The sequence below is a fragment of the Streptomyces sp. NPDC058198 genome, assembly GCF_042882605.1.
Lineage (GTDB): Bacteria > Actinomycetota > Actinomycetes > Streptomycetales > Streptomycetaceae > Streptomyces.
On the sequence record NZ_JBHVVP010000008.1, the window covers coordinates 26,339 to 45,598 of the forward strand.

The following is a 19,260-nucleotide window of genomic DNA, read 5'->3' on the forward strand; positions in this document are numbered from 1 at the left end:
GCCGGCCGGGTGGCCCGGCCGGCCGTGCCTCAGGCGGGTGACGGCAGCCGGGGCAGCCGGTGGACGTCGCGGGCCGTGCCCGTGACCCCGGACAGGAAGCCCTGCGCCCGGGGCGAGGCCGTCTCCTTGAGCCACTCCGGTGCGATGTCGCACACCGCGACCCGTACGCCGGTCCCGGCGAGGGCCAGCGGGAGGGTGTGCACCACGGTGGAGGGGAAGCTCAGGACGGTGCTCCCGATCGGGCCGCGCCGCGCGATGAGCTCCAGCGGCAGGTCCGGGCGGACGATCTCCAGACCGGTCGCCGCGTGCAGCCGGTGCAGCTTGTCCACGTTCTCGCGGCGGTGCGCGAAGTACCGGGTGGCGCCGTGGGTGCGGGCGAGCGCGATGACCGCCTCGGTGTACTGGTCCGCGTCGACCACGCCCGTCTCGACCAGCGAGGTGCCGACCATGTCCGCGCCCGCGGTGATCCGGGGCGGGCCGAAGGTGGCCCGCGTCCACGCGAAGCGGTTGGCCGTCACGGTGACGCCCTCCGGCACCTCCTCGACGGGCATCGACGTGAAGACCTCGACCGTACGGGTGGCGGACGGGGTCAGCCGGCGCCGCGCGGCCGCGGTGACGGGCGCGAGGACCAGTTCCCTCGGCCCGCGGCCGCCGCCGCGCCGGTGCCAGCGCACCAGCCGCTCACCGCGGGCGAGCTGCCCGATGAACTCCATCGTGGCCGTGCCGTCGTCCACGACCGTCAGTTCCTTGCCGCCGACCAGGGTCAGCAGCAGCTGTACGTAGCGGGAGAACGGATCGCCGATGACGATCCGGCCGGCCCGGCGCAGCAGCGGCGCCAGCTCCCGGACGGTCCGCAGGGGCGCCCCCGCTCCACCGCGCGCCTCTTGCCAGCGCACGGTGAAGCCCTCGTCGCGGGCCAGCTCGGCCATCCGGCGGAGCTGGCCGCGTGACATGGGATCGGTCGGCGACAGCACGACGACGGTGAGGGCGTCACCGGTCGCGCTCGCCCTGGCCCACTCCAGCACGTTCAGCAGCTGGACCGGGCTCTCCACGAAAGCAATCGCCGGAGCGGTCGCACGAGGCTGCGGGGAGCGGCCCCCGCCGGCACCGGTCATGGCGTCAGACCGCCACCGGCTCGGCGGCCTCGGCGATGACGCCCGCGACGCGGCGGAGCTTCTTCATCGGGCCGAGCTCCGACTCGTACACCTTCTTGACACCGTCACCGAGGGACTCCTCGATGGTGCGGATGTCGCGGACCAGGCGCTGCAGGCCCTGCGGCTCGACCGAGGCGGCCTGGTCGGAGCCCCACATGGCGCGGTCGAGGGTGATGTGACGCTCGACGAAGGCGGCGCCGAGGGCGACGGCGGCGAGGGTGGTCTGCAGACCGGTCTCGTGGCCGCTGTAGCCGATCGGCACGTTCGGGTACTCGGCCTGGAGGGTGTTGATCACGCGCAGGTTGAGCTCCTCGGCCTTGGCCGGGTACGTCGACGTGGCGTGGCAGAGCAGGATGTTCTCGCTGCCCAGGACCTCGACCGCGTGGCGGATCTGCTTCGGCGTCGACATGCCGGTGGAGAGGATGACCGTACGGCCGGTGGCGCGCAGGGCGCGCAGCAGCTCGTCGTCGGTGAGGGAGGCGGAGGCCACCTTGTGGGCGGGCAGGTCGAACTTCTCCAGGAAGGCGACAGCCTCGGTGTCCCACGGGGAGGCGAACCAGTCGATACCGCGCTTGCGGCAGTGCTCGTCGATGGTGCGGTACTCGTCCTCGCCGAACTCGACGCGGTGGCGGTAGTCGATGTACGTCATCCGGCCCCAGGGGGTGTCGCGCTCGATGTCCCACTGGTCGCGCGGGGTGCAGATCTCCGGGGTGCGCTTCTGGAACTTGACCGCGTCGCAGCCGGCGTCGGCGGCCACGTCGATCAGGGCGAGGGCGTTGTCCAGCTCGCCGTTGTGGTTGATGCCGATCTCACCCGTGACATAGACGGGGCGGCCGGGCCCGGCCGTCCGCGTGCCGAAGGTCCGCAGGCGGGAGGTGGCGTCGGTGCTCATGGGTGGGTCCTTACTTGTTGAGGGTGTTGTGGGGGGTGTGCAGACCCGGACCGAGGAGCCAGGCGGCGATCTCACGGATCGCCCCTTCGCCGCCGGGGGTCGTGGTGACGGCACGCGCCGCGGCGCGTACGGCGTCATGGGCGCTCGCGACGGCCACCGGCCAGCCGACGAGGCCGAAGCACGGGAGATCGTTGACGTCGTTGCCGACGTAGAGCACACGCTCGGGCGTGATCCCGTGCTCGTCGCACCACTGCTTGAGTGCGAGGTCCTTGCGGTCGATGCCGTGGAGTACCGGCACCTGAAGCTTTCTCGCGCGGGCCGCGACGACCGGGTTCTGCTCGGTGGAGAGGATGAGCAGCTCCAGGCCGGAGCGGCGCAGCGCGGCGATGCCGAGGCCGTCGCCGCGGTGGACGGCGACCATTTCGCGGCCGTCCGAGTCGACGAAGACCTTGTCGTCGGTCTGGGTTCCGTCGAAGTCGAGTACGACGGCGTCGATGTCGTCGTAGCCGGGCAGGACGGCCGGGTCGAGCAGCGGCGCGAGGGCGCGGGCGCGGGCCAGATCGTGCGGATCGTCGATCTCCAGGACCCGCGCGGGGTCCGTCCTGACGAGCGCGGTCCTGCCGAAGAAGCGGTGCTTGGCCTCGCGGAAGCCTTCGGCGCGCATCGCGTACGCGGCGCCGGTCTCCAGGTACTCCTGGGGACGGTCCTGGCGGCGCGGCCGGTTCGCCTTGTCGTGGTTGACGCCGTAGCCGTCCCGCTCGGCGCTCGCCGCGCCGTCGTTGCGCCAGATGAAGCCGTGGGTCGGCGCGACGGTCAGGGCGGTGTCGGCGCCGTCCTCGGTGACGGCGCTCGTGACGCCGTCCAGGTCCTCGCCCGTGATGAACGGGCTGGTGCACTGGACCAGCAGGACGACGTCCGCGCTCGCGCCGCGCATCGCCCCGTAGGCGTCCATCGCGTGCAGCACCGCTGCCTCGCTGGTCGCGGTGTCCCCCGCGATGGCGGCGGGACGCAGGACGACCTCGGCCCCGGCGGAGCGGGCCGCGTCGGCTATCGCCGCGTCGTCCGTGGAGACGACGACATCGGTCACCCGCCGGGCCGCCAGGCAGGCGCGGACCGCGCGCACGACCAGCGGGACACCGCCGACGGGGGCGAGATTCTTGGCGGGGACGCCCTTGGATCCACCGCGGGCGGGGATCACGGCGAGGACGGTCATCGGTACTCCTTGGTCGGCGGCTCGGCGGTTCACAGCTCGCCCATCCGGCGGATGACGGGGGCCACGCGCTGCACGCCGTGGCGGTAGGCGCCGCGCGCCGCTCCGCGTACGGCCTCGCGCACCACACGGCGGACCCCGCTGGTGCTGCTCGAAGCGGCCGGGGTGGTCAGCGGGGTGCCGTCGGCCGCCAGGTGGTAGCGGGCGAGCAGCCCCGGCAGATATCCGGGCGCGGTGGTGGCCGTGTAATACGGGCTGACGGCGGGGAGCTCGGTCTCGTCGAGCAGCTCGGCGACGCGCTCGCGGGCCGTGTCGAAGGCCGAGGAGTACGAGCCGTCCGCGGCGACGCCCTGCTGGTCCGCCCAGACGGGATCGGGGCGCGGCCGGTGGCCGCTGTCCAGCTGGTCCCAGGAGGCCAGGCAGCCCGAGCCGATGAAGTGGTGGTTGCCGAGCGGCTCGCGCACCCCGAAGTCGGTGAGGATCGCCGTGGGGATGCGCCGGTGCAGGGACTCCAGGGCCGCCGTGGAGGAGACGGTGACCAGCAGATCGGTGCGGTCGAGGACCTCGCCCATGTTCCCGTACACGAGCCTGAAGTTGGGCGGCAGACCGCCGGGCAGCTTCTCGGCGAGCCGCTGGTACGGGAACTCCTCCACGTGCGTGGTGTGCTCGCCGACCCGGCTGCGCAGCTTCAGCAGGACCTCGCGCCGCGGGTGCAGCTGGGCGTGCTGGACGAGGCGCCGCAGCAGATACGTACGGTCGGCCCGGCTGGCCGGCACGGACGGCTGGGCGGCGAAGACGACGGTGTCGCGGGCTTCCTCGGAGACGTACCGCTCGCCGCCGAGGAACGGCAGCGCGGCCTCGGTCACCGAGGAGGCGTCGGCGCCCACTCCCTCGTACACGGCGCGGAACCGCTTCGCGTCGTAACGGGAGTTGGCGAGGACGACATCCGCGCCGTGCCGCAGCAGCAGGCCGTCGGAGAGCTTCTCGTAGACGACTCCCACATAGCCGGTGACGACGACGGGTCTGCTCGCCAGCTTCAGAGCGGCTATCCCGTGCAGCATCGCCTGTACGGCGCCGCCGACCAGGGCCAGCACGACCACGTCGTACTGCTCCTCCCGCAGCGTCCGCAGGAAGTCGGTGCCGGTCATCTCGCGCAGGGCGTCAGCCTCCGCGCCGACCTCCGCGAGCTGTCGGGCGGTGGGCGTAGCTCGTCCGCGCAGCAGAAACCCGCTGAGCTCTGTGGAGCGGCCTGCCGGGGCGATGCGGCGCGCGGTGAGCGCACCCCACTTCCACCGGGTGTCGGAGTCGGCGAGCACGGCGACCCGGACCGCTTGGCTGGTACGTGATGGCACGACGAGGACGTTAGGAAGTCATTCCGTTTGTCGTCCCAACTCAATGGCAATAAAGGGTTAACAGAACATCTACGAATGGCGTCGGAGCCCCGGAAACGGTCCGGAACGGCCGGGAAGCGGGCTGGTTCACCGTTCCGCCATTCTTCGTTCACCTTCCATGCGTCCGGATGTCAGGCCGAATGACGGGCCGCCGCCTAGCGTCAGGTGAGTGGTCAAGCTCTCCGTCGTCGTGCCGTTCTACAACGTGCAGACATACGCCCTCGAAACCCTTAGAAGCCTCCGAGCGAACAGCCGTGAGGACTTCGAGTTCCTTCTTGTCGACGATTGTTCGACCGACGGAACCCCGGAGATCCTCGAACGCGCCGAGCGCGAGCTTCCGGGGGCGGTCCTGCTCAGACATGAACGGAACGGTGGACTGGCGACCGCGCGCAATACGGGCCTCGACGCCTCACGCGGCGAGTACGTCACGTACCTCGATGGTGACGACTGGGTGGCCCCCGGCTACTACGAGCGGCTGCTCGCGACGATCGAGGGACTGGGCTGCGACTTCGTCCGTACGGACCATGTCCAGTTCACGGCCAGGGCCCGTACGGTCCAGCGCGTGCCCGTCGGCCGGCGCGACGAGGTGCTGCGGCCGCGGGACTGGATCCTGCCCTCCCACCGGTCCACCTCCGTCGACTATCCGTTCGCCTGGGCGGGCATCTACCACCGGCGTCTGGTCGACCGCGGTCTCATTCACTTCACGGACGGGCTGCGGACGGCCGAGGACCGGCCGTGGATCTGGCGGCTGCACCGCGAGGCGGAGTCCTTCGCCGCGGTCGGCCTGCTGGGAATCTTCTACCGGCGCGGGGTCGCCACGTCGCTCACCCAGATCGGGGACGTACGGCAGCTCGATTTCATCCGGGCTTTCGACCAGGTCATCGAGGAAACCTCGAAGGACGAGGAAGCGGACCGTTTTCTGGGCAAGGCCGTACGCACCTACTGCGCCATCATCGCCCACCATCTGGGATCGAAAGAGCGGTTCGAGCCGGCCGTGGCCCGCCAATTGCGCTCCATGAGCGCCGCCGCTCTGAAACGACTGCCCCAGGACATCTTGAAGGAAGCGCTGGATTCGATGGACCTGGACCGTTCCGTCCTGCTGCGCCGCCTGCGAAGGCGGCCGGTGTCCGGCGGGAAGGCGGCAGCGTGATGGCGTCGCCCTTCCCGGCCCGCGGTACGAACGCCGGCACCGGCACGACGCAGGTCTTCTGTGTCTCCACCCTCTACGGAGCCGCCACCCTGGCCGCCGCGATCGACGCGGGTCTCTTCCGGCCGGTCGGCCGGCGCCTGCTGGTCGTCTGCAACAACGCGGGATCACCCGAACTGTCGCCGTCCGTCGACGAGATGCCGGGGTTCGAGCAGCTGCGCGGCCGGTTCGACGACCTGGTGTCGTGGAACGAGACCATCGCGCCCTTCCATCCGGGCGGCTGGGCCCCGCGGCCCGACGACATCCCCATCTGGGAGCGCCATCTGCGGCTGGCCTGGCACCTCGGCGACGACAGCGTGGAGCTGATCGTCGAGTCGATCCAGGTCAACCCGGCCCTCGCCATCGCGCAGATCTTCACCGGCGCACCGGTCGAGGTGTACGCGGACGGGCTGATGAGCTACGGCCCCACCCGGTCCAAGATCGAGCCGCTGGTCGGTGAACGGGTGCGCAGACTGCTCCATCTCGATCTCGTACCGGGGCTCAAGCCGCTGCTCCTCACCGAGTTCGGTGTCGAACCCGAGCTGGTGCCCACGGAGGCGTTCACCCGGGTCCTGGACGAACTCACCGACGACGTGAGCGCGACCGGCATCGAGACGCCGTCGGTGCCTCCGGCGCTGCTGCTCGGCCAGTACCTCTCGGCGCTGGGCATCCTCAGCGAGCGCGAGGAGGAGGACCTGCACATCCGGATGGTCCGGGGCGCGGTCGCCCTCGGGCACACCCAGGTGGTGTTCAAGCCGCACCCCAGCGCCCCGGCCGTCTGGTCGCGGCTGCTGGAGCGGGAGGCGGAGAAGCTCGGCGCCGATCTGACCATCCTGGACAGCCCGGTGCTCGCCGAGGTGCTGTACCGGCGGCTGAAGCCGGCGCTGGTCGTCGGCTGTTTCTCCACGGCCCTGTTCACGGCGTCCGCCTTCTACGGCCTCCCGGTGGCGCGTACCGGCACGGAACTGCTGCTGGAGCGGCTCGCTCCGTACCAGAACAGCAACCGTGTGCCGGTGACGATCGTGGACGCGCTGCTGCCGCCGCTGGACGACGACGGGAAGCACCGGCCCGACGCCCGGGTGGCGGAGCTGGTCGCGGCCGTCGGCTACGCGATGCAGCCGCAGATCTATCCCGAGCTGCGGCCCGCGGCGGAGGCGTATCTCTCACAGCAGCTGAACCAGTACACCTGGCGCTACTTCAAGCGGCGCCGGCTCACGGCGCTCGCGCTGCCGGGCGCGGTCCCGGCGCAGCTGGCGCGTCTGCCGCGGAACGCGACGGCGCGGCGGATGGTGCGGCGGGCGCGGAAGCTGCGGCGGACGGTGCTGCGCACGGGTTCCTGACGGGGGCTGATGTACCGGGGGGGGAGGGCGGGCCACTGACGAGTGGCCCGCCCTCCTTCATGTCCCGGCTCAGGTCCTGACTCAGGTCCCGGCTCGTGTCCCGGTGGACCGGGTGCGGCGGCTCAGCCGGCCGAGGTCCCCAGGACCGCCCGCAGATCCGCCGCGTTCGCCTGCGTGATCTTCCACAGTTCCTGCTGCCGGCCGTGTACGTCGGCCACGGCCGCGGCATGGTCGTCCAGCAGCCCGAGCGCCCGCTCGGTGAGCAGCGCCCCGAGGTTCTTGTCGTGGACGGAGACACCCCACTCCGGGCGCTCGATGTCGGACAGGAAGTACGCCATCTTGGGGTGCGAGATCAGGCTGATGATCGGCGTCCCGCAGCCGAACGGGATCATCCCCGCGTGCCCGCGCATCCCGATCACCAGCTTCGTACGGGCGTAGAGGTCCCGGATCGCGTCGTTCCCGAAGTCGTACATCGGGATCACCGGCAGCGAGATGCCGTGCTCGCGCCGCAGGTCGAAGGCGATCCGCTCGTCGTCGAGCGAATGCGCCACGCACTTCACCTCGGCGTGGGCGCCCAGCGCCCGTACCGCCGTGGCCATCTCGGCGAGGAAGTGCCCGTAGTCATGGCCGAAGCGCAGCCCCGCCCGGTCGTACGCGGCGTTGACCAGAACGGTGTTCTCGCGGTGCTCGGGATCGGTCCAGCCGTCGACCAGCTGCCGGGTGACGGTGGTCGGGCAGGGCTGGAAGCGCACCTTGTCGTGCAGTCCGGCGGGCAGCAGCGCGCGGACCTTCTCGATCGAACCGTGGTTGCGGAGCCCGAAGAAGGCGGCACGCTCGACGAGTTGACGCAGACTGGCGGCGAAGCGCTCGCGCCGGTAGGACTGCCCGTCGAAGGCGTTGAAGCCCACCGCGTACACCATCACGGGTACGTCGATGCGCTTCAGCAGCGCGTCGGGGACATTCCACTGCCAGGCGCTGTTGCCGTTGGGCGCGGTGTCCGGGATGAACAGTCCGCCGCCGCCGATGACCAGACCGCGCCGGGCGTTGACCCGCTCCAGCGCCGCTTCGTCGAAGAGCCGGTGGGCGTGGATCGAGTGCCAGCGGCGCGGGCCGGTGTCGGTGCCGAAGGTCAGCCGTACGGACTCGGGCAGCAGCTTGTCCCCGGCGTTGCCCTGCTGGGGCATGTAGAAGGCGACATGGGCGAGCTGGTCCTCGGCCGCGCCCTCCCGCGGCGTCGGCAGGACCGGCGTACGGCGGAGCATCTCCCGGCCCGCCGGGTGGGCGGGGTCGGTGGCGAGGCCCGCGAGCGCGTACTCCCGCGCCGCGCCGTCGTCGCCGTGGACCCAGGCGATCTGGGCCAGCCGCGCGAAGGCGGTCGCGGCGCGCTTGGGGGCGGCGGTGGCCAGCAGCAGCTGGGCCCTGGCCTCGTCGTAGCGCGAGACGCTCATCAGCGCATGACCGAACACCTCGTGCGGCCACGCCTCGTTCACCGGGATACGGACCTGGCCGAGCAGGTCGGCCGCCTCCTGGAACTCGCCCGCGCCGATATGGGCCAGGGCGACGCGCCGGGCGCTCTCCACATCCCCGGTGCGGGCGACGTGCGCGGTGCCGTAGCGCACGATCAGGTCATGGTGCGTGGTCCCGTTCAGCGCCATGTACGCGGCGTGGAACGCGGCGTCCGAGAGCTCGAATTTCCGCCGGTCGTCCTCGGCCGCGCTGTACTTCGCCGTACCGTCGAGGGGGAGGAGGTCCCCGTCCAGCACGGCGTCGAGCAGGCCGCGGACGGTCCGCTCGCGGTCGTACGCGCCGCTGCGGCCCAGGGCGTCGAGCCGCGCGCAGAACGCGTCGGTCAGATACTCGCGCTGGATGACCAGCGGTCCCGCGGCGGTGAGCCCGTCGGCTGCGGCCAGCCCCTCGCGCAGCACCAGCAGCTCACCGAGGTCGCCCAGGACGGCGATGCCGGGATCCAGGCTGATCACGGTGTCGTAGTCGCGGACGCGGAACACGTCGAGGCCGAAGAAGGCCGTACGGGACGAACCGTCGCCGGCGTACGACGCGTAGCGCTCGCCGGCCACCGGCCGCAGCTCGATCCGCGGATGCAGCGCGCTGATGCGGGCGGCGGCGTCCGACGGCAGACCGTCGTGCAGGACGATGAAGTCCTCGCACAGGCCCGGGTTGGACAGGGCGAGGCTGCGCAGCAGTACGAGGAAGGCGGGCACGTCGTCGTCTGCGACGAAGGAGGCGAAGGCGATGCGGCGCTTGCCGGTCAGCGCGTGCGACGCGTGGGCGGCAGCGGGGGCCGGGACAGCGACGCCGCCAGCGGCGTCGGCGCCGGTGTCGGCACCGGAGAGGCTGGTGGCGGTCATCTCAGGGATATCCTCATATCGGTGACGCTCTGTGCGCGTTCCATGACCCAGGCCTTCTCGCTCGCCCGTTCGCGCTCGGAGGTGACGGGGATCCGCATCGCTCCGGGCAGGCGGTGAACACCGCTCTCGTAGAAGTCGAAGCCGATCAGATCGAGCGTCGGGCTGACGTCCAGGAAGTCCAGCAGCCAGAGCGTGTTGAAGCCGCTCGTCGGGACGGACGGCCAGGCGTCCCAGTCCACCCCGCCGATATGGCGGAGCGGCCAGCGCAGCGAGTCGTCGGCCACGTACCGCTGCGCCCCGGGCACCAGCCGCTCGCGCAGCGCGTACCTCCACTCGTCGGAGGCGCCGCCGAACACCAGCCGCGTGGTGACCTTCCGGTCCCAGTTGAAGTGGTGCTCGTGGCTGGTGGCATGGATGTCGGTACGGCTGCCGGTGGCCGCCGCGTCGATCCGGTACGAGCTGAAGCGGACGACCAGGTCGTACGCGTCGATCTCCGGGCCCAGGGTGCCGGCGCCGAGGCTCTGGGAGTTGGCGACCAGGCAGACGGACCGGCCCGCGATCAGATTGCGCAGCTCACCGAGGCTGATCCAGTCGACGCCGCCGAAGGTGGGGTCGACGACCGGCGGCCGCATCCGGTTCCTGCGCTGTTCGGCGTAGAGGCCGATGAGTCCGCTCAGCTCGGAGGCGTCGCCACCGGCCGCCTCGATCCGCAGGTCGAGGTAGTGGCCGACGGCGTCCTGGAGTTCCGGCACCGGCCCGCCGCCTCGGCCCAGGGCCAGCAGGGCGCCGACCAGGCGCGGCTCCGCCTGCTCCCGGTCGCCCCGGCCGTGCAGCTCCAGTCCCTCGGCCCACACGTCGGTCGCGGGCGCGGCGGAGAACTCCTCGGCCCGGGGGCACTCACGGGCCAGCAGCTGGAGCATCTCCTCCTGGGACCGTGCGGCGATCCGCAGTCCGGCGAGCCGGGGAGCGACGCCGTACGTGTCGTCGGAGGTGAGCGTGAGGTAGCGGTCGTACGCCTCGACGGCCGCGGCCTCGTCGCCGAGGGCCTCCAGCGTCCGGGCGCGCAGCCGCCAGCCGGCGCGGGAGTTCCCGCGTTCGGTCAGCACGGTGTCGCTGATGAGCAGGGCGAGCTTCAGCTCGTCGCCGCCGCACTCCATGGCTTTGGTGCCGACGCCGAGCAGCGCGTCGAACAGCTCGGCGCCCATACCGGACGCCGGGAGGGGCGCCGCGGCGTGGACGGCTGTGAGCTGCCGCAGCTTCCCGGCGAGCTCGGTACGCCTGCGGTCGTCACCGTCACCCGCCACGAGCCTCTCGCTGTGCAGCGCACAGGCACGCAGGCAGTCCGCGGGCGCCGTCGGACTGATCCGGGCGCCGGGCGCCGGACCGCCCGGTGGGACGGCGGCGCTCTTCGTGCTCTTGGCGGCCTTGGCGTATTTGCCGCCGCGCCATCTCGGCCACAGGCTGCGGGCCTTCGTCATGCTGCTCCCGGCGTCTACTCCCCCACGGACAGATGGTGGGTGGGTGACAGGGTAGGAAACCTCCCGGCCCCTGAGGTGAACTCACACCGTCGGTCAGGCGAACGAACCGCTTCGGGCGTCACTTAGGCCCCATGGAGCGGGCCGAGCATGCCGCGGTGACGCTTGACCTCCCCCGGTTCGGCGAGATCACGACCAGCACGGACCTGCGTTTCGGCTAGGGGGCGTGCGGTCGGGTCACTGGAGCCCGGGGTTCTTCGCCCAGGTCACCGTGGCGCCGTGGCCGAAGAAGCCCGGCAGTCCTCCGCTGTGGAGGAAGACCGTCCGCCGGCCAGGACGCACGTCTCCGTCCTTGACCGCCGCGATCAGGCCCGCCATCGCCCGGCCCGTGTAGACCGGGTCCAGGATGATTCCCTCGGTACGCGCCGCGACGCTCATGGCGGCCTTCACCGGTTCCGTAAGGCTCGGGTATCCGTCCCCGACCTGGTCGAGCCGGATCCTCAGCCCTTCCGGCACGACGCCGTCCGGCACGACGCCGTCCGCTGTCACGCCCTCCGCCGACAGTCCGGCCACGAGGTCGCTCACGGTCCGCACCGGGTCCGGAACCGCGCCGCAGTGGACGCCGAGCACCCGCTCCCCGCCGAGCGTGTACACCAGCCCCGCCATCGTGCCTCCGGAACCGACCGCCGTGATCACCTGCGACAGGTCTGGTGCCTGGGCGAGCAGTTCGCGGCCGCACTCCGCGTAGCCGAGGGCTCCCGTCACGCTCGATCCGCCGAACGGGATCAGCGCGGGCGCGGCCCCTTCGCGCCGCAGGCGGTCCGTGACCTCCTTCAGCGTGGCCGCGAGCGCGGTCCCGTCGGTGTCTCCCGCCCATACGATCTCCGCGCCGAGGAGTCCGTCGAGCGCGAGGTTGCCCGAGGCGGAGTCGTCCGGGTTTCCGGCGAGGACCAGGACGACACCCAGTCCGAGCCTGGCGCCCGCGGCCGCCGTGAGGCGGGCGTGGTTGCTCTGCGGGGCTCCGCTGGTGACCAGCGTCTTCGCGCCCGCCGCCAGCGCCGCGCCGCAGAGCCACTCCAGCTTGCGGACCTTGTTCCCACCACCGCCGAGCCCGATGAGGTCGTCGCGCTTGATCCACAGGTCGTCGGGGCCGAGCCCCACCGCACGCGCCAGCCGGGGCGCCGGTTCCAGCGGTGTCGGCCAGCTCGCCAGCACCACGCGGGACGCCGGGCCGTGGTCCGTACCGCCCGCCCCGGCCGTCCCCGCCGTCCCCGCCGTCATACGCTGCTCACCGAGAGCTTCACGGCGAAGCCGAGGAACAGCGCTCCGGCCGCGCTCGTGACCCCCGCCGAGAGGCGCTTGCGGCGGCGGAAGGCCGCGGCCAGCTTCGTACCGCCGAAGATCAGGGCCGAGAGATAAAGCGCGCTGGCCACATTGGCGAGGATTCCCAGCAGCACGAACGACAGCGCGGGATGCGCGTAGCCGGGATCCACGAACTGCACGAAGAACGAGATGAAGAACAGGATCGCCTTCGGATTGAACAGGCTTATCACCAAGGCCCGGCGGTACGGCCGCTCGACGGCCTCCGGCGCGCTACCGGGTTCGCCGGCCCCCTCCGTACTCTCGTGCCGGCTGCGCCACAGCGACCACGCCGCCCGCATCATCCCGATGGCCAGCCAGGTCAGATACCCGGCGCCCGCGTACTTCACGATCCCGAAGAGCAGTGCGTTGCCCTGGAGCAGCGACGCGACGCCCGCGGCGGAGAGCACCATGAGCACGGTGTCACCGCACCAGACGCCCGCGGCGGCCTTGTATCCGGGCCCGGTCCCGCGGCGGGCCGCGACCGAGAGCACATAGAGGGAGTTCGGTCCCGGCAGCAGGACGATCAGGACGAGGCCGATCAGATAGGTCGGCAGATCAGTAACACCCAGCATGTGCCGGAGTGTCGCACATGCGCCCGCCCCCTCACACGAGGCGTCCGGCGACCGGACGCACGCTCCCCTTCCGTGGCCCGCGCCGGATGCGGAACGTCAGAACGCGTCCGTCAGAACGCGTCGGTCGGCACGTACGTCCCCCACACCTGCCGCAGCGCGTCGCAGACCTCCCCCACCGTCGCCCGCGCCTTGAGCGCCGACTTCATCGGGTGAAGGACGTTCTCCGTGCCCTCCGCGGCCTTCCGCAGCGCGGTGAGCGCCGCGTTCACCGCGCCCTGGTCGCGTTCCGCCCGCAACCGGGCCAGCCGGGCCGCCTGCTGGGCCTCGATCGCCGGGTCGACGCGCAGGGGTTCGTACGGTTCCTCCTCGTCCATCGCGTAGCGGTTGACGCCCACGACCACGCGCTCGCCGCTGTCCGTCTCCCGCGCGACGGCGTACGCGCTGCGCTCGATCTCGCCCTTCTGGAAGCCCCGTTCGATGGCCTCGACCGCGCCGCCCATGTCCTCGATCCGGGTCATCAGGGCGACCGCGGCGGCCTCCACCTCGTCCGTCATCCGCTCGACGGCGTACGAGCCGGCGAAGGGATCGACGGTCGCGGTGACATCCGTCTCGTACGCCAGCACCTGCTGTGTACGCAGCGCGAGCCGCGCCGACTTGTCCGTCGGCAGGGCGATGGCCTCGTCGAAGGAGTTGGTGTGCAGCGACTGCGTACCGCCGAGGACCGCCGCCAGCCCCTGGACCGCCACCCGTACGAGATTGACCTCGGGCTGCTGCGCGGTCAGCTGCACCCCGGCCGTCTGGGTGTGGAAGCGCAGCATCAGCGACTTGGGGTCCTTGGCGCCGAACTCGTCGCGCATCACCCGGGCCCAGACGCGGCGCGCGGCGCGGAACTTGGCGACCTCTTCGAGGAGGGTCGTACGCGCCACGAAGAAGAAGGAGAGCCTGGGCGCGAAGTCGTCGATGTCCATGCCGGCGGCGACCGCCGTCCGTACGTACTCGATGCCGTCGGCCAGCGTGAACGCGATCTCCTGCGCGGGCGAGGCCCCGGCCTCCGCCATGTGGTAGCCGGAGATCGAGATGGTGTTCCACCGGGGGATCTCGGCCCGGCAGTACTGGAAGATGTCCGCGGTCAGCCGCAGCGAGGGCTTGGGCGGGAAGATGTACGTGCCCCGCGCGATGTACTCCTTGAGCACGTCGTTCTGGATGGTGCCGGTCAGCCGCGCCGCCGGGACGCCCTGCTCCTCCGCAACCAGTTGGTAGAGAAGGAGCAGGAGGGCGGCGGGCGCGTTGATCGTCATCGAGGTGGAGACCTGGTCCAGCGGAATCCCGTCGAGCAGTACGCGCATGTCGTCGAGCGAGTCGATCGCGACCCCGACCTTGCCGACCTCACCGCTCGCGATCGGCGCGTCGCTGTCGTGCCCCATCTGGGTCGGCAGGTCGAAGGCGACGGACAGGCCGGTCGTGCCGTGCGCGATCAGCTGCCGGTAGCGGGCGTTGGACTCGACCGCGGTGCCGAAGCCCGCGTACTGACGCATCGTCCAGGGCCGGCCGGTGTACATCGTTGGGTAGACGCCGCGGGTGAAGGGGTACGAGCCCGGCTCGCCGAGCTTCTCCCGGGGATCCCACCCGTCCAGCGCGTCGGGGCCGTAGACCGGCTCGATGGGCAGTCCGCTCTCGGTGACTCGTACGCTGCCGGGCTCGCGCGCCATCTGCTGTGCCTCCCGCTGGACCGACCGCCGTCATCCGCCGGCCGCCGTCGCCTTCCGGTGACGACGGCCTTCGCGACGGACTGTAGCGGCGGGTGCGCGTCGAGTGGCGGGCCACACGCGGGAAGCCGCCCCACAGCGGCGCTCACGCCCGGCGCTGGGCCCTGCTGCGCTGGACCGCGCGGGTGATCACGGGCGGCAGGACATCGATGGCGACGCGCCGGACCCGGGACCGGGCCGACCTGCGCCGGGGCGCCGCGGGGGACGCGACCGGCTCGGGTCCTGGCAGCTCGGCCGGGGCCGGCGTCTCCTCCGTGTAGTACTTGGAGAAGGGGAAGTCAGGCGCCGTCATGCCCCGGCTCTTCAGCCGTACGATCCGGTGGCCCGCCGCCTGCTGGACGCTGAGGTCGCAGTCCTCGCGCTCCTCGGCCATGGCGATCAGTTCGTCCTGGATCGGCTCGGGGTCGTCCCAGGTGCCGTACAGCTTCTGGGTGCTCAGACAGATCGGGCGCAGTCCGCGCGTGAGCACCGCCTCCCAGGTGGCGATGGAGACGCCGGGGGTGTGCTCGGAGCGGAAGTCGTCGAGGACGACGATGCCGCCCGGCTTCAGAAGCTCCCGCGCCGCACCGATGTCCCCGTACACGTGCTCGTAGAGATGCGAGGCGTCGATGTGCACGAAACGGCACGACTTCGGCTCGACTTCGCCGGGGATGACGGAGCTGGGCGCCTGGAGCACGCGCGGCAGCTCGTCGTGGAAGGAGAGGTAGTTCCGCTCGAACGCGTCCCGGGTCAGCGTCGGATAGGACTTCGCCGTCTCCGCGCTGTTGGCCAGGTCGGGGGCCTCCGACTCGAAGAGGTCGCAGACGGTGAACCGGTCCCCGTCCCGCAGATGGTGGCCCAGGAAGATCGCGCTCTTGCCCATGAAGACGCCGAGCTCCAGCAGATCGCCCCGCTCGCCTCGGTCTTCCTGACGGGTGAGCAGCCTCTCGAAGAGAACCTGATCAAGAGGGGGGAACCAGCCGCGAACGTCATTGAGTTCACGCGGGCGCGGCTTGTCTTCGTATGCGGTCGTCATGACAGAGAACCCTCACGAGGAAACAGGAATTACTGAAAGTGCGCTTCTGTTGTGTCTCTTATGTCTCTTGGGTAGGTCTCTTGGGCTTGTCTCGTGGACTGGATGATCTTCCGCGAGGCGCGGCGGGCGGTTTCCGGCTCACCGCCGCGCGGGGGAACGGGCAGCGCCGCTCTCCATGCGCGGGATCATGTCAGCCCGGCCGGAGAACATGGCGGAAAGTACTTTCTTTTTGGCGAACCGCCCGCTGGAATTCACCTCCCGTCAAGGGAAGATGACTCCGGCGGAAGGCTCCGTACGCGCTACGCAACCGCGCCGGACGGAAAACCGTCTGAACCACAGAACAGCTGCCTTGGGACACGGGAAATCTTGGGGGGACGAGAATGCTCACGAAATCCGGCCTGTGCAGAGGGCTCGCCACGGCCGCCGTGCTGGCCGTGAGCGTCGGCTGTACGGTGCAGCCGGCCAACAGCGGGCCGGTGGCCGACGCCAAGCCGGCCGGCGGCGCGCGTGTCACGCCCACGCCCGAGCCGGCCGAGCCCAGCGAACCGGCCGAGCCTTCTGAGCCGTCGACCGCGCCGCCGCGGCCCATCGCCGACACCAGGACGAGCCCGGCGCCCACCCCGAGCGCGGCGAAGCCCAAGACGCTGATGGCGAGCGGCGCGGAGAGCGAGCAGGTACGGGAGCTCCAGGCCAGGCTGCGCCAGATAGGCCACTTCGACCGCAGCCCCACCGGTTACTACGGCTCCGTCACGGTCACCGCCGTCTCCTCGTTCCAGGGCAAGCGCGGTCTGCCGCGCACCGGCGCGACGGACACGGACACCTGGCAGAAGCTGCTCGGGATGACCAGGAAGCCGACGCGCGACGAACTGCGTCCGCCCACCACCAAGCCGGTCGCCAAGCCCGATCCGCGGTGCATGACGGGGCGGGTGCTGTGCATCAGCAAGAACAGCCGCACGCTCTCGTGGATGATCGACGGCACGGTGAAGTCGTCGATGGACGTCCGCTTCGGCTCGCAGTACACCCCGACCCGCGAGGGCACGTTCGAGGTGTACTGGAAGTCCCGGCACCACGTCTCGACGCTGTACGACACCCCGATGCCGTACGCGATGTTCTTCAGCGGCGGCCAGGCGGTGCACTACTCCGCGGACTTCGCGGCCCGCGGCTACTCCGGCGCCTCGCACGGCTGCGTCAATGTCCGGGACGAGAAGAAGATCGCGTCGCTCTTCGGGCAGGTCCGCAACGGCGACAAGGTCGTCATCTACTGGTAGCGGCCGCACGCGGCGCCGGCTCACGGCGCGGAGGGAGAGGTGGCGCGGGCGGGACCGGGGGAACGTGTCCCGCCCGCGCCGATGCGCTGAGCCGAAGGTACGGGGGGAACCCCGGCTCGATGCGCGGCCGATGACCAGTCGGCTCACTCACTACTGCGTCACGGTCCGGAAAAACGTCACACCTGATCTCTGAACGGGGAGAACCAGCAGGTCAGGAGCTGGCGAGGGGCGATATGCCGAGGCTCAGGCCGACGTTCACGTCCCCATCCACGTCTACGTCCAGGTTCACGTCCGCGTCCACGTCCGCGTCCACGGCGCCATCGACGTTCACGGCGACATCGACATCGACGTGAACCTCCGTGTCCGCGTCGGCGTCCGCGTCAGGGGAAGCGTCGGGCGCCAGGGTGAGCTGAGGCGTCGCCGTCGGCTCGGGCGGCGAGGTCGGCTCGAGTGTCACGGTCGGCGTCGGCGTCGGAGGCTCGAACGGGGACGGCGACCAGGAGATGGGCGGCACGGTCGGGGGCGCGGTGGGCACGCCCGGTGAACCGTCCCCGTCCCCGTCGTCCTTACCGCCCTCGTCCTTGCCGCCCTTGTCCCCGCCGCCGCCCTTGCCGTCGCCGGCCAGCAGCCGGCCGCAGAAGCGCTCGACCCCCTGCGGTCCCTTGGCCGCCGACTCCAGCGCGTCCCTGCGCGCCGCGTCGATCTCGCCGCTGAGGTAGTCGCGGCAGGCCTCGACCGTCTTGCGGTACCACGCGCCGGCGTCGTTGTCCGGCGAACCCGGCCGGTCGCCGTGCCCGCTGTCCGGTCCCGCCGGTTCGCCCTTCCCGCGCTTTCCGTCCTCCGCCGCGCCGTGACCCTTCCCGGGGTCCGCCGCCGACGAGGACTCGGGCGTGGGCTGCCCCGTACCGGCCGGGGCGTCCGACGGACCGGCCGAGCTGCCGCCGCCGGACGAGCCGGATGCGAGCGGTCTCGGAGAGGGGACCGACGAGACGGAGTTCGCGGGCACGGGGTTGTGCTCGCCGCCGAACAGAGAGGGCAGGGCCCCGGCGCCCGTGGCGGCGGCCATCCCGCCCAGCGCGCATCCGGCCACCGCGGCGACGAGTCCCATCCGCACCGGCCGGCCGACCGCCGCGCGCCGGGCCCGGGGCGCGGGAGCGAGCCGTACCGTCCCGAGCAGTTCCCCCGCCCGCATCCGGCCCGCGCGCTCGCCGCCGGCGCTCCTGGCACGCTGAAAGGCAGCCAGGGCGGCTGCCTCGCCGGGGAGTTCGGCGTCGTTTGCGTACGTGACGGCCGCCACATCGCGCAAGGCACCGGAGAGCCGTTCCGCCCGGGCGCGGACAGCTTCGTCCGCGGCCTCGACCGGCTCACCGCGCAGCAATCTCTCCGCCGCGTCCTTGTCGAGCCACGCGTCACGCTCGTCGGCCATCACATGTCCTTCTGCGTCCGCAGGCGCGAATGCGTCACACCCGCGGAGGCCGCGGCCTCCGGCCGAGCGCTGCGCTGCGGCGGTACGACGCCGAGTCCCGCGCCCTGACCTGCGGAGGCGTGGACCGGGTCGGCGGCCGTACCCTCGGCAGGTCCCGTGTCCCTGGAGTAAGCGGTTTCACCGGCGCCACCGGAAACGGGTCCGCCTCCCCCGCCACCCGCACCGCACACAACGTCCGAGCCACCGGGGCAGTCGTCCGTACCGAGCAGTTCTGCCAGCCGTTTGAGCCCCCGGTGCGCGGCCGTCCGTACCGCGCCGGGACGTTTCCCCAGCGTCTTGGCCGCGCTCTTCGCGTCGAGCCCGACCACGACCCGCAGCACGACGGCCTCGGCCTGATCCTGCGGCAACTGCGCTATCAGCGCCATCGTCCGGCCGGTGGCGAGCGCCTCGATGGCCTCGTCCGCCGTGTCCGACTCGGCCGGCTTCCCGGACAGCTCCGTCTCGTCGGCGCCGACCGCGGGGCGCCTGCCCCGCATCCGGATGTGGTCGAGGGCGCGGTTACGGGCTATCCGGGCGGCCCAGCCACGGAACCGGTCGGCGTCACCGCTGAAGCGGTCGAGGTCGCGGGCGATCTGCAGCCACGCCTCGGAGGCCACGTCCTCGGCGTCGGGTTCGCCGACGAGCGTCCGGATATAGCCCAACAGCCGCGGGTGCACGGCGCGGTACACAGTCCGGAAGGCGTCCTCGTCCCCGTCCTGTGCCGCGAGCACCGCGGCGGTCAGCTCCGCGTCGTCCCCCAGCACTCCCACAACCTGTCCTGAAATCGCGGCTGGTCAC

At 71.6% G+C, this 19,260-nt stretch carries 15 protein-coding genes; 3 read left to right on the forward strand and 12 right to left on the reverse strand.

What is annotated here, in order from left to right:
- Nucleotides 1-29 precede the first annotated feature (29 nt).
- From ACFVWW_RS24275 to ACFVWW_RS24290, 4 genes are read right to left on the reverse strand one after another with little or no spacing between them, the layout of a single operon-like run.
- Nucleotides 30-1,115 (reverse strand): hypothetical protein, encoded by a 1,086-nt coding sequence (locus ACFVWW_RS24275; protein ID WP_384182273.1) that lies wholly within the window; start codon nucleotides 1,113-1,115, stop codon nucleotides 30-32.
- A 4-nt stretch (nucleotides 1,116-1,119) separates the two neighbouring features.
- Nucleotides 1,120-2,046, reverse strand: a complete 927-nt coding sequence (locus ACFVWW_RS24280) for an N-acetylneuraminate synthase family protein (protein ID WP_384182276.1) — start codon at nucleotides 2,044-2,046, stop codon at nucleotides 1,120-1,122.
- 10 nt (nucleotides 2,047-2,056) lie between these two features.
- Nucleotides 2,057-3,259, reverse strand: coding sequence for a cytidylyltransferase domain-containing protein (locus ACFVWW_RS24285; protein WP_386877942.1), 1,203 nt, complete (start codon nucleotides 3,257-3,259; stop codon nucleotides 2,057-2,059).
- 29 nt (nucleotides 3,260-3,288) lie between these two features.
- Nucleotides 3,289-4,608, reverse strand: a complete 1,320-nt coding sequence (locus tag ACFVWW_RS24290; protein ID WP_386877943.1) for a DUF6716 putative glycosyltransferase — start codon at nucleotides 4,606-4,608, stop codon at nucleotides 3,289-3,291.
- Between the two features lie 208 nt (nucleotides 4,609-4,816).
- Here ACFVWW_RS24290 and ACFVWW_RS24295 point away from each other — a divergent pair, with 208 nt between their 5' ends.
- Both ACFVWW_RS24295 and ACFVWW_RS24300 read left to right on the forward strand, forming a co-directional pair.
- On the forward strand, nucleotides 4,817-5,797 hold the full coding sequence (locus ACFVWW_RS24295; RefSeq protein WP_384182282.1) for a glycosyltransferase family 2 protein: 981 nt from the start codon (nucleotides 4,817-4,819) through the stop codon (nucleotides 5,795-5,797).
- Nucleotides 5,797-7,173: a polysialyltransferase family glycosyltransferase gene (locus tag ACFVWW_RS24300; protein ID WP_386877944.1), complete on the forward strand. Its 1,377-nt coding sequence runs from the start codon at nucleotides 5,797-5,799 to the stop codon at nucleotides 7,171-7,173. Before ACFVWW_RS24295 ends, ACFVWW_RS24300 begins: the two co-directional genes overlap by 1 nt.
- A 122-nt stretch (nucleotides 7,174-7,295) precedes the next feature.
- On the opposite strand, the gene ACFVWW_RS24305 is transcribed toward ACFVWW_RS24300, so the two are convergent.
- The 6 genes from ACFVWW_RS24305 to ACFVWW_RS24330 all read right to left on the reverse strand — a co-directional run bounded on the left by ACFVWW_RS24305 (nucleotide 7,296) and on the right by ACFVWW_RS24330 (nucleotide 15,729).
- Nucleotides 7,296-9,539 carry a polysaccharide pyruvyl transferase family protein gene (locus tag ACFVWW_RS24305; protein ID WP_386877945.1) on the reverse strand — a complete coding sequence of 748 codons (2,244 nt, stop codon included), beginning with the start codon at nucleotides 9,537-9,539 and terminating at the stop codon, nucleotides 7,296-7,298.
- Entirely contained in the window at nucleotides 9,536-11,017 is a 1,482-nt protein-coding gene (locus tag ACFVWW_RS24310) for a hypothetical protein (RefSeq protein ID WP_386877946.1), read from the reverse strand. The genes ACFVWW_RS24305 and ACFVWW_RS24310 overlap by 4 nt, the downstream gene beginning before the upstream one ends.
- Before the next feature lie 234 nt (nucleotides 11,018-11,251).
- Entirely contained in the window at nucleotides 11,252-12,295 is a 1,044-nt protein-coding gene (locus ACFVWW_RS24315; RefSeq protein WP_386877947.1) for a pyridoxal-phosphate dependent enzyme, read from the reverse strand.
- A complete protein-coding gene (gene leuE, locus ACFVWW_RS24320) occupies nucleotides 12,292-12,948 on the reverse strand; it encodes a leucine efflux protein LeuE (protein WP_384182294.1) in 657 nt (218 codons plus the stop codon). The genes ACFVWW_RS24315 and leuE overlap by 4 nt, the downstream gene beginning before the upstream one ends.
- Before the next feature lie 110 nt (nucleotides 12,949-13,058).
- Nucleotides 13,059-14,657, reverse strand: a complete 1,599-nt coding sequence (locus ACFVWW_RS24325) for a methylmalonyl-CoA mutase (protein ID WP_386877948.1) — start codon at nucleotides 14,655-14,657, stop codon at nucleotides 13,059-13,061.
- Between the two features lie 142 nt (nucleotides 14,658-14,799).
- A complete protein-coding gene (locus ACFVWW_RS24330; protein WP_384334370.1) occupies nucleotides 14,800-15,729 on the reverse strand; it encodes a class I SAM-dependent methyltransferase in 930 nt (309 codons plus the stop codon).
- A gap of 380 nt (nucleotides 15,730-16,109) precedes the next feature.
- On the opposite strand from ACFVWW_RS24330, the gene ACFVWW_RS24335 reads away from it, so the two are divergent.
- Entirely contained in the window at nucleotides 16,110-16,997 is an 888-nt protein-coding gene (locus ACFVWW_RS24335) for a L,D-transpeptidase family protein (protein ID WP_384334368.1), read from the forward strand.
- A 211-nt stretch (nucleotides 16,998-17,208) separates the two neighbouring features.
- On the opposite strand, the gene ACFVWW_RS24340 is transcribed toward ACFVWW_RS24335, so the two are convergent.
- Together ACFVWW_RS24340 and ACFVWW_RS24345 are read right to left on the reverse strand one after the other, a co-directional pair.
- Entirely contained in the window at nucleotides 17,209-18,423 is a 1,215-nt protein-coding gene (locus ACFVWW_RS24340) for a hypothetical protein (RefSeq protein ID WP_386877949.1), read from the reverse strand.
- Complete coding sequence (locus tag ACFVWW_RS24345) at nucleotides 18,423-19,226, reverse strand: RNA polymerase sigma factor (RefSeq protein ID WP_384182474.1); 804 nt, start codon at nucleotides 19,224-19,226, stop codon at nucleotides 18,423-18,425. The genes ACFVWW_RS24340 and ACFVWW_RS24345 overlap by 1 nt, the downstream gene beginning before the upstream one ends.
- Nucleotides 19,227-19,260 lie beyond the last annotated feature (34 nt).

What these genes read in the sequence shown, in the direction of transcription:
- ACFVWW_RS24275 (WP_384182273.1), bottom strand. Translation starts at nt 1,115, where the DNA reads ATGACCGGTGCCGGCGGGGGCCGCTCCCCGCAGCCTCGTGCGACCGCT.
- ACFVWW_RS24285 (WP_386877942.1), bottom strand. Translation starts at nt 3,259, where the DNA reads ATGACCGTCCTCGCCGTGATCCCCGCCCGCGGTGGATCCAAGGGCGTC.
- ACFVWW_RS24280 (WP_384182276.1), bottom strand. Translation starts at nt 2,046, where the DNA reads ATGAGCACCGACGCCACCTCCCGCCTGCGGACCTTCGGCACGCGGACG.
- ACFVWW_RS24305 (WP_386877945.1), bottom strand. Translation starts at nt 9,539, where the DNA reads ATGACCGCCACCAGCCTCTCCGGTGCCGACACCGGCGCCGACGCCGCT.
- ACFVWW_RS24340 (WP_386877949.1), bottom strand. Translation starts at nt 18,423, where the DNA reads ATGGCCGACGAGCGTGACGCGTGGCTCGACAAGGACGCGGCGGAGAGA.
- ACFVWW_RS24300 (WP_386877944.1), top strand. Translation starts at nt 5,797, where the DNA reads ATGGCGTCGCCCTTCCCGGCCCGCGGTACGAACGCCGGCACCGGCACG.
- ACFVWW_RS24325 (WP_386877948.1), bottom strand. Translation starts at nt 14,657, where the DNA reads ATGGCGCGCGAGCCCGGCAGCGTACGAGTCACCGAGAGCGGACTGCCC.
- leuE (WP_384182294.1), bottom strand. Translation starts at nt 12,948, where the DNA reads ATGCTGGGTGTTACTGATCTGCCGACCTATCTGATCGGCCTCGTCCTG.
- ACFVWW_RS24315 (WP_386877947.1), bottom strand. Translation starts at nt 12,295, where the DNA reads ATGACGGCGGGGACGGCGGGGACGGCCGGGGCGGGCGGTACGGACCAC.
- ACFVWW_RS24335 (WP_384334368.1), top strand. Translation starts at nt 16,110, where the DNA reads ATGCTCACGAAATCCGGCCTGTGCAGAGGGCTCGCCACGGCCGCCGTG.
- ACFVWW_RS24330 (WP_384334370.1), bottom strand. Translation starts at nt 15,729, where the DNA reads ATGACGACCGCATACGAAGACAAGCCGCGCCCGCGTGAACTCAATGAC.
- ACFVWW_RS24310 (WP_386877946.1), bottom strand. Translation starts at nt 11,017, where the DNA reads ATGACGAAGGCCCGCAGCCTGTGGCCGAGATGGCGCGGCGGCAAATAC.